The sequence below is a fragment of the Tardiphaga sp. genome (assembly GCF_025356345.1).
Taxonomy (GTDB): domain Bacteria; phylum Pseudomonadota; class Alphaproteobacteria; order Rhizobiales; family Xanthobacteraceae; genus Tardiphaga.
The window spans coordinates 1-8,439 of record NZ_JANXTC010000329.1 but is presented as its reverse complement, the minus strand read 5'-3'; the positions used below and the strand labels follow the sequence as shown (position 1 = coordinate 8,439).

General features: G+C 63.4%; 9 protein-coding genes and 1 pseudogene. 6 read left to right on the top strand and 4 right to left on the bottom strand.

The annotated features are described in order from the left end of the window. Positions 1-597 (top strand): annotated as a pseudogene (locus Q0S16_RS20045) (alkaline phosphatase family protein); the annotation flags it as partial. Positions 598-665: 68 nt separating this feature from the next. On the opposite strand, the gene Q0S16_RS20040 reads toward Q0S16_RS20045, so the two are convergent. Continuing rightward, positions 666-1,241: a hypothetical protein gene (locus Q0S16_RS20040; protein ID WP_295852052.1), complete on the bottom strand. Its 576-nt coding sequence runs from the start codon at positions 1,239-1,241 to the stop codon at positions 666-668. 383 nt (positions 1,242-1,624) lie between these two features. Here Q0S16_RS20040 and Q0S16_RS20035 point away from each other — a divergent pair, with 383 nt between their 5' ends. Beyond that, on the top strand, positions 1,625-2,284 hold the full coding sequence (locus tag Q0S16_RS20035) for a peroxiredoxin (RefSeq protein ID WP_295852049.1): 660 nt from the start codon (positions 1,625-1,627) through the stop codon (positions 2,282-2,284). A 79-nt stretch (positions 2,285-2,363) separates the two neighbouring features. Here the strand turns inward: Q0S16_RS20035 and Q0S16_RS20030 are convergent, their stop codons facing one another. Continuing rightward, entirely contained in the window at positions 2,364-3,257 is an 894-nt protein-coding gene (locus Q0S16_RS20030; RefSeq protein ID WP_295852046.1) for an AraC family transcriptional regulator, read from the bottom strand. 132 nt (positions 3,258-3,389) lie between these two features. On the opposite strand from Q0S16_RS20030, the gene Q0S16_RS20025 reads away from it, so the two are divergent. Beyond that, positions 3,390-4,145 carry an SDR family oxidoreductase gene (locus Q0S16_RS20025; RefSeq protein ID WP_295852043.1) on the top strand — a complete coding sequence of 252 codons (756 nt, stop codon included), beginning with the start codon at positions 3,390-3,392 and terminating at the stop codon, positions 4,143-4,145. A gap of 42 nt (positions 4,146-4,187) precedes the next feature. Here the strand turns inward: Q0S16_RS20025 and Q0S16_RS20020 are convergent, their stop codons facing one another. Continuing rightward, complete coding sequence (locus Q0S16_RS20020; RefSeq protein ID WP_295852040.1) at positions 4,188-4,589, bottom strand: DUF2177 family protein; 402 nt, start codon at positions 4,587-4,589, stop codon at positions 4,188-4,190. 126 nt (positions 4,590-4,715) lie between these two features. On the opposite strand from Q0S16_RS20020, the gene Q0S16_RS20015 reads away from it, so the two are divergent. Together Q0S16_RS20015 and Q0S16_RS20010 are read left to right on the top strand one after the other, a co-directional pair. Next, a complete protein-coding gene (locus Q0S16_RS20015; RefSeq protein WP_295852055.1) occupies positions 4,716-6,164 on the top strand; it encodes a deoxyribodipyrimidine photo-lyase in 1,449 nt (482 codons plus the stop codon). 75 nt (positions 6,165-6,239) lie between these two features. Beyond that, positions 6,240-6,629: a histone gene (locus Q0S16_RS20010; protein WP_295852036.1), complete on the top strand. Its 390-nt coding sequence runs from the start codon at positions 6,240-6,242 to the stop codon at positions 6,627-6,629. A 134-nt stretch (positions 6,630-6,763) separates the two neighbouring features. Here the strand turns inward: Q0S16_RS20010 and Q0S16_RS20005 are convergent, their stop codons facing one another. Continuing rightward, entirely contained in the window at positions 6,764-7,639 is an 876-nt protein-coding gene (locus Q0S16_RS20005; protein ID WP_295852033.1) for a DMT family transporter, read from the bottom strand. Positions 7,640-7,737: 98 nt separating this feature from the next. On the opposite strand from Q0S16_RS20005, the gene Q0S16_RS20000 reads away from it, so the two are divergent. Next, a partial coding sequence (locus Q0S16_RS20000) for an alcohol dehydrogenase catalytic domain-containing protein (RefSeq protein WP_295852030.1) occupies positions 7,738-8,439 on the top strand: 702 nt, incomplete at its 3' end.

The window sequence follows — 8,439 nt, the reverse complement described above, 5'->3', positions numbered from 1 at the left end:
GACAAGAAACTGGCGGACCGCACCATCAAGGCGCTGCTGGAACAGGATTACGTCAGCGGCTTGTTTGTCGATGACAGGTTCGGGCGCTTCCCCGGCACGCTGCCGATGTCGCAGATCGGCCTCAAGGGCAAAGCCGTAACGCCGAACCCGACGATCGTGGTCAATTTCCGCTCCTATACGACGGGCTGCGACGAACCGACCAACTGCTCCGTCGAGATCGCCGATACCGTGCTGCGTCAGGGCCAGGGCATGCATGGCAGCTTCGGTCGCGGCGATACCCACAACTTCATGGCGGCGATCGGACCGGACTTCAAAGCCGGCTATGTCGACGCCCTGCCGGTCAGCAATGCGGATGTCGGGATGACAGCGGCGCAGCTGCTCGGCCTGACACGCAAGGCCAATGGCGCGTTGATCGGTCGGGTCATGACGGAAGCGATGCCGAACGGCGCCACGCCGGAGGCCGTCACCGATACGTTGAGCTCGCAGCCCGGCGCGCAGGGCCTGCGCACCGTGCTGAAGCGCCAGACCGTCGGTCAGCAGCGCTATTTCGACGCCGCGGGTTTTCCGGGACGCACGGTCGGCCTCGACGCGGAGTAACAAGATCACTGACAAAAACGGCGGGGGAACATCCCCGCCGCGGTTACATCCAGATCTGCGGTTCCGGTTTACAGCCCGATATCGAACACGCTCGGCAACGATGCCATCGGCAGCGTCGCGGCGCCGACGATGGTGGCAACGAGGGTCATCAGAGTGCGGTTGCTGACACGCTTGCCGCGCATCTGTGCCGCGATCCACTCCAGCACTTCGATATTGACGCCAGCGGCGCGGGTCGGCGCCCAGCTTTCGATCGCGGTGTCAGGTGACAGGGCGACGGCGCGAGACGGCACCGGCAGGCCGGAAGCGGAAGCGGCGTGATGCACGACGGCCTTCGCGAACAGATCGTCGAAGCGGCCATCATCGCTGCGCTCAGCGGCGGCCTCGTTGATGGCGAACATCGCCTCGGCCTCGGCCCGGCTGACCGGCTGGCTCTCGACACCGGCGGCGGTGAGGATGCGCGCGCACCAGGCAGCATCATCGGCATCGAGCGCGCGGGAAAAATGGATCCGGCCGCGGGCGGTCGGGCCCTCGCCGGTGATCACGCCGTCGCGCACAATTCCGAGTGCCTGGGCGGCAGCCTGACGGTCGACGATCCCGGCGGTTTCAATGGCGCCGACGCAGTCGGCAGCAGCAGCGGTAGACATTTCAGTTCTTCTCTTCTGTGTCATTCATTCTGACCCCCAGCATTTCCACTTGGGGATTAACGGTTGATTAACGGATGGTGTCGCGCGTGTTCACTTCTTCGAACCGTTGCTGATTTGTCGCGAGGGTCACTCGTGCGCCTAGCGATGTGGCGACCGGGGTCCGGCGAGATTGCGCCGAAGCCACGGCAACTTGGCGGCATCCGGTGTCCCAGTGTTGCGGTGTTCATTTTGTCGCAGTGCCACGAAAGCAAATAACATGTCGTTAGTTCCACCATCCGCAGAAAGATCTTCTCCTTTTTTCCGCGGTGTTCCTTTACGGCGTCCCGCGGACTATAGTGCAATTGCGAAATTCAGCTTTACCTTGAACGACATGAGGCCGTAACATGACACTTCAAATTGGCGCCGTGGCTCCTGATTTCGAAGCCGAAACCACCACAGGACGCATCAAGTTCCACGAGTGGATCGGCAATAGCTGGGCTTTGCTGTTCTCGCATCCGAAAGATTTCACGCCGGTCTGCACCACGGAACTCGGAGCACTGGCAAAGCTGCAGCCTGAGTTCGACAAGCGCGGCGTCAAGCTGATCGGCCTGAGTGTGGATCCGGTGGCCAAGCATGCGCTGTGGGTCGACGATATCACGGAGACCCAGGGGTACCGTCCGACATTTCCGATGATCGGCGACACCGACTTCAATGTCTCGAAGCTGTACGACATGCTGCCGGCCAGCGTCTCCGGCGATGTCGGCGCCCGCACCGCAGCCGATAACCAGACCGTGCGCAACGTGTTCGTGATCGGCCCGGACAAGAAAATCAAGCTGGTGCTGGTCTACCCGATGACCACCGGCCGCAATTTTCAGGAAATCCTGCGCGTGATCGACTCGCTGCAGATGACCGCGAAGCATCGCGTCGCAACCCCGGCGGACTGGCAGCAGGGCGAGGATGTCATCATCGCCGGCTCGGTGACTAACGAAGAGGCCAAGACCATCTATCCCGACGGATGGAAAGAGCCGAAGCCCTACATCCGCATTGTGCCGCAGCCGCGCTAGACAAGGGTGACCCAGGCAAGATTGGCGCTCCGCAACTGCGGGGCGCCCCTGCCCTTGTCAATTGACGGTATCGGGCGATTCACGCCGCCGCTACAGCCCTTCCCCTTGTTGCTTCCGTGTCCTTTGCCGGTGGCAGACCAAACATCCGTCCGTACTCGCGGGTGAACTGCGGCACGCTCTCATAGCCGACAGCGAACGCTGCGCTGCTCGCCGACAATCCCTCCGCAGCCATCAACCGCCGTGCCTCGATGAGCCGCAACTGCTTCTGGAATTGCAGCGGCGACAGCGACGTCACGGCACGAAAATACTGGTGGAACGACGACGGACTCATTCCGGCTATCGCCGCCAGACGCTCGACCGGCAGCGGCCGCGCGAACTCGGCACGCAGCACGGCGACGGCCCCCGCGATCCGCTGGGCGTGGCTGTCCTGCCAACCGAGCCGGCGAATGGCAGGGCCGTGCCGGCCGGCCAGCAGCCAGTAGTGCATCTCGCGCAGCATCTGCGGGCCCAGCACAGGCACCGCCGCCGGCCGCTCCAGCAAATGCATCAGCCGCAGCGCCGCGTCGGCAACCTCGCCGTCGGTCGGTTCGATCCGCACCGCCGCACCTTCCGCCACGGTCAGCGCCGCCATCTGCAACGTCAGTTCGGCGATCACCGCCAGATCCAGTTCGACAACCAGGGAGAGATAGGGCGCATCGGTGCTGGCGCGCGTGATCTGACTGACGATCGGCACGTCCGCGGTGATCAGCAGCGAGTCGCCGGCGCCGAACGCAAAGAGATCGGATCCCATCGCGACCTGCTTGCTGCCTTGCAAGACGAGGCAGGCCATAGGCTTCGAGATCGCGTGGACCAGGCCGCTTGGCGCGGTCGAACGGACGATCATCAGGCCACCCATGGGGCTCCGGGCAAACCCGGCCGGATCGGCAAAGGCCTCGGCATAGCGGCTGGCGACATTGAGCAAAGTTTCGGTCATGGCGCGATTCTAACCGATCGCCCGATGTCGCGCACCTGTACTGGAGGAATAGGCAAGCAATGCCGAGGTTTCGACAACGACGTTCGGAGACCCGACCGCTATCCAGCCGGTCATCGCAACAGGAGTTGAAGCATGACCAGCATCACCATCGTCACCGGCGCCAGCCGCGGACTCGGCCGCAATACCGCCCTCTGCATTGCCCGCCACGGCGGCGACGTCATCTTGACCTATCAGAGCCGGGAGGAAGGTGCGCAGGCGGTGGTCGCCGAGATCACCGCGATGGGCCGCACCGCGATCGCCTTCCCGCTGGACACCGGCGACATCGCCGGCTTCACTGATTTCGCCGCCCGCCTGCGCGCCGCGTTGCGCATCCACTGGCAGCGCGACACGTTCGATCATCTCGTCAACAATGCCGGCCACGGCGACCGTGCGTTGATCGAGCAGACCACCGTGGCGCAGTTCGATCGGCTGGTCGACGTGCATTTCAAAGGCGTCTACTTCCTGACCCAGGCACTGCTGCCGCTGATCGCGGATGGCGGTCGCATCGTCAACCTGTCTTCCGGCCTGACGCGAATGTCGTTCCCCGGCTACGCGGCCTACGCCGCGGTAAAGGGCGCGGTCGAAGTTCTCACCCGGTACATGGCCAAGGAGCTGGGCCCCCGCGGCATTGCCGTCAATACGGTAGCACCGGGCGCCATCGAAACCGACTTCGGCGGCGGCGGCGTGCGCGACAATCCGGATGTCAACAGGCTGTTCGCCGGCATGACTGCGCTCGGCCGCGTCGGGCTGCCCGATGACATCGGGCCGATGATCGCCAGCCTGTTGTCGCCGGACAACCGCTGGGTCAACGCGCAGCGGATCGAGGTGTCGGGCGGACAAGGCCTCTAGACGGCGGCGTGCCGGCGGACAATGGCCCGCCGGCTCCCTACCTTACAGCTTGGATTCCACCCAGTTGGCGAGCAGCAGGCCCAGCGTGGCTGCCACCGCCGTCACGACTGTGCCCCAGGAAATGTCGACCATCACCACCGGCCACGTCCAGTGCTTCAACAGCGACAGCGAGGTCAGTTCGAAGGTCGCATAGCAGAAGAAGCCAAACAGCGCGCCGTAGAGCAGGGTCGACCGCCAGGTCGCGTCCGGCGCGCTGTTGACGAACACCAGGATGCCGACAATGTAGAGGAAGTAGAACAGGATCGCCGGAGCGAGGCGCACCTCGCCCAGCATGTCGCCGACCTGGGCGTTGAAGAAGCCCTTGGCGATGGTCCCGAGAAACAGCAGGTCCAGTGGCAGCATCACCACGAACGTCGCCACATAGAGAATTGCGTATCGTTTCACGTCGACCTCCAGCCTGTCCCAGGCACTATACTTCGATAAAATACGCGCCAGCGCCGACAAGGTTGCAAGATCCCCCGGGTATTTGAGACCGGATCAAATTGGCGAACCGCATGGTAAATGTCGGAGATGACCGACTCACATCCCCACATCGTCTGGTTTCGCGACGATCTTCGCCTGTCAGATCACCCTGCCCTGCACGCCGCCGCGACCAGCGGGGCGCCGGTGATCTGCCTCTACATCCTCGATGAAAAGAGTGCCGCCCTGAAGCGGACGATGGGAGGAGCAACGCGCTGGTGGCTGGCGCAGTCGCTACGCGCCTTGCAGGCCAGCCTGCAGGCGATCGGCGGAACGCTGGTGCTGCGGCGCGGCGCCGCGGCCGATGTCATCGCCGCCCTGGCGCGAGAGGTCGATGCCGCGCATGTCTCCTGGAATGAAATCGCGCAGGCGCCAGAGCTTATGGTGACCGATCAGGTCACCGCCGCGCTGGCCGATCTTAATGTCGGCGCCCACCCTTACCACGGCGACCTGCTGGTGCCGCCCGCCGCGATCCGCACCAAGGAAGGGCGCGGGCTTCGGGTGTTCACGCCGTTCTGGAAGCGCATCCTGGCGATGGGCGATCCAGCCAAGCCGCTGCCTACGCCGAAGAAGCTGGTGCCCGCTCCCGAAATTGCCAGTGACAATTTGTCTGACTGGAAGCTCGAGCCAACCCGGCCGGATTGGGCTGGCGGGCTGCGCGAGAGCTGGACGCCGGGCGAAGCCAAGGCGCAGCAGCAGCTGCGCCAACTGTTGAAGGCGGCCATCGTCGGCTACGCCACCAACCGCGACCGCCCCGACCGCGAAGGCACGTCGCGGCTGTCACCACATGTCAGATTTGGCGAGATCAGCCCGCGGCAAGTCTGGTACGCGGCGCGCTTCGCCGCCGCCGAACATCCCCAGCACGCCACCGACATCAACAAATTCCTCAGCGAAGTGGGCTGGCGCGAATTCAGCCGACACCTGTTGTTCGACGTGCCCGACCTCGCCGAGCGCAATCTTCAACCCTCCTTCGACGCATTTCCATGGCGGACCGATCGCGCGGCACTACGCGCCTGGCAGCTTGGCCAGACGGGTTATCCGATCGTCGATGCCGGCATGCGGGAGCTCTGGCACAGCGGTGTGATGCACAATCGGGTTCGCATGGTGGTGGCTTCGTTCCTGGTGAAGCACCTGTTGATCGACTGGCGCGAAGGCGAAAAATGGTTCTGGGATACGCTCGTCGATGCCGATGCGGGTAGCAATCCGGCCAACTGGCAATGGGTCGCAGGCTCCGGTGCCGACGCAGCCCCCTACTTCCGCGTCTTCAATCCGATCCTTCAGGGAGAAAAGTTTGACCCCGACGGAATCTATGTTCGACGCTGGGTGCCCGAGCTGAAAGACATGCCGTCGAAGTTGATCCATCAGCCGTGGATCGCTAGCCCGCTAGAGCTTAAGCGCGCGGGCGTCACGCTCGGCACGAACTATCCGGCACCGATCATCGAGCACAAACTCGGTCGAGAACGTGCCTTGAAAGCCTACGCGACCACACGAAACGGTTGACTACATGTCACTCACACTTCATCTGAGAACCGAATCGGACTATCGTCAGAGAATCGATAACCTTTGGGGGATAAGATGAACGACGACACTCCGATTTTGGAGCAGATGACAGACGCTCTCACCAGCGCTGCCGATGCGACAAAAGAAGCCGCCACTTCCTTGGTGAAAAAAGTCCGTAAGGCCACCACCAAGAAAGCGGCGAAGAAGCCCGCGGCCAAGAAAGCCGTGAAGAAATCCACCCCGAAATCTTCAGCCAAGAAACCTTCGGCGAAGAAAACCAAGAAAGCGAAAAAGACAGTGGCAAAAGCAGTGAAGAAGACCGCGAAGAAGGCTCCGAAGGCAGCGAAGGCCGTCAAAGCCGCGAAGAAGACCGTCAAGAAGACCGTGAAGAAGGCTGCTCCGAAGAAGGCCAAGAAGGCCGCTCCGAAGAAGGCCAAGAAGGTTGCCAAGAAGTCCAAGAAGTAAGACTCACAGCTAGGCTGTGAAGTGAAAGCCTCCGGGTCCAAGCCCGGAGGCTTTTTCTTGTCTGGAGTTGGCGTCGAGGCATCGGATTGCGCCGACCGAGCTTCGTGTCGCGGACGCAGTGCGGCGAAAGGTTCTCAGCCACGCGTCCGATTGACCAGCAGCACCGCCGCGCCACACGCCACCATGCCGATGATGGCGACCGCGTCGAGCTTTTCGCCGAACAGCACATAGGCCAGCAGCGCCGTCACCGCCGGCACCAGATAGAACAGGCTGGCGACCTGGCTCGAGGGCTGACGCCGCAGCAGCCAGTACAGCAATCCGACCGTACCGATCGACAACACCACCGCGAGCCAGGCCACCGACAGCACGAATTGCGTGGTCCAGTGGATGATGTTGGTCTCGAACGCCCACGCCCCGACGCCGACCAGCACCAGGGCAGCGACCTGCTGCAGCAGGCTTCCGCTACGCCAGTCGATGCTGCCGCAGAAGCGTTTCTGGTACAGCGTGCCGAGCGTGATGCTGACCAGCGAGCCGGCCGAGGCCAGCCAGCCCCAGCCGGCGTCGCCCGAGATCGGACGACCGTGCAGGATCAGCAACACGCCGGCGAGGCCGAGCAACAGTCCGCCCCACTGCGATGGCGTGACGCGTTCGCCGAGAAACCGGCTCGCGAGTAGCGACGTCAGGATCGGCTGCAGTCCGGGTATCAGCGCCGATAGCCCGACCGGAACCGAATGAGCGACCGCCAGCACGGTGAAGGCGAGATAGAATCCCTGGACCAGAATACCGGCGACGATGCTGTGGCCGATGCCGGCGCGATCCGGCCAAGGCGGCCTGACGATAGCGACGACGACGACCATGATGGCGACGACGATCGCCATCCGAACCGTGAGGTAGGTCAGTGGCTCGGCACCGGTCAGCACATATTTGGTACCGATGAAGCCGGTGCTCCACAGCAGGATGAAGAGGACGGGCGCCATGCGCCCGGCGAGGGCCTGAAAATCACGATTCATTGGCTGCCTGAGTGCCCTATCCTGTGCTAAGCGGCAATCATGATCGGCGCGCGGCAGTCCGCCGCGCAGCACACACCAACACGATGAATGAGGACCGCATGGACGTTCGCGCCGCCGTTGCCATTGCCGCCGGCAAGCCGCTGGAGATCATGACCGTACAACTGGAAGGTCCGCGCGATGGCGAGGTGCTGGTTGAGATCAAGGCCACCGGTATCTGCCACACTGACCAGTTCACGCTGTCCGGCGCCGATCCCGAGGGCCTGTTTCCCGCCATCCTCGGCCATGAAGGCGCCGGTATCGTCGTCGATATCGGCCGCGGCGTCACTTCGGTGAAGAAGGGCGACCACGTCATCCCGCTGTACACGCCGGAATGCCGGCAGTGCCCATCCTGCCTGTCGCGCAAGACCAATTTGTGCACCTCGATCCGCGCGACGCAAGGCGCCGGGATGATGCCCGACGGCACCTCGCGCTTCTCGATGGGGGGCAAACCGATCCATCATTACATGGGCACCTCGACCTTCTCCAACTTCACCGTGCTGCCGGAGATCGCGGTGGCGAAGATCCGCGAGGACGCCCCGTTCGACAAGGTCTGCTATATCGGCTGCGGCGTCACCACCGGCATCGGCGCGGTGATCTACACGGCCAAGGTGCAGCCCGGCGACAACGTGATCGTGTTCGGCCTGGGCGGCATCGGCCTGAACGTGATCCAGGGCGCGCGCATGGCCGGCGCCAACATGATCATCGGGGTCGACATCAATCCGGCACGCGAGACGCTGGCACGCAAGTTCGGCCTGACCCAT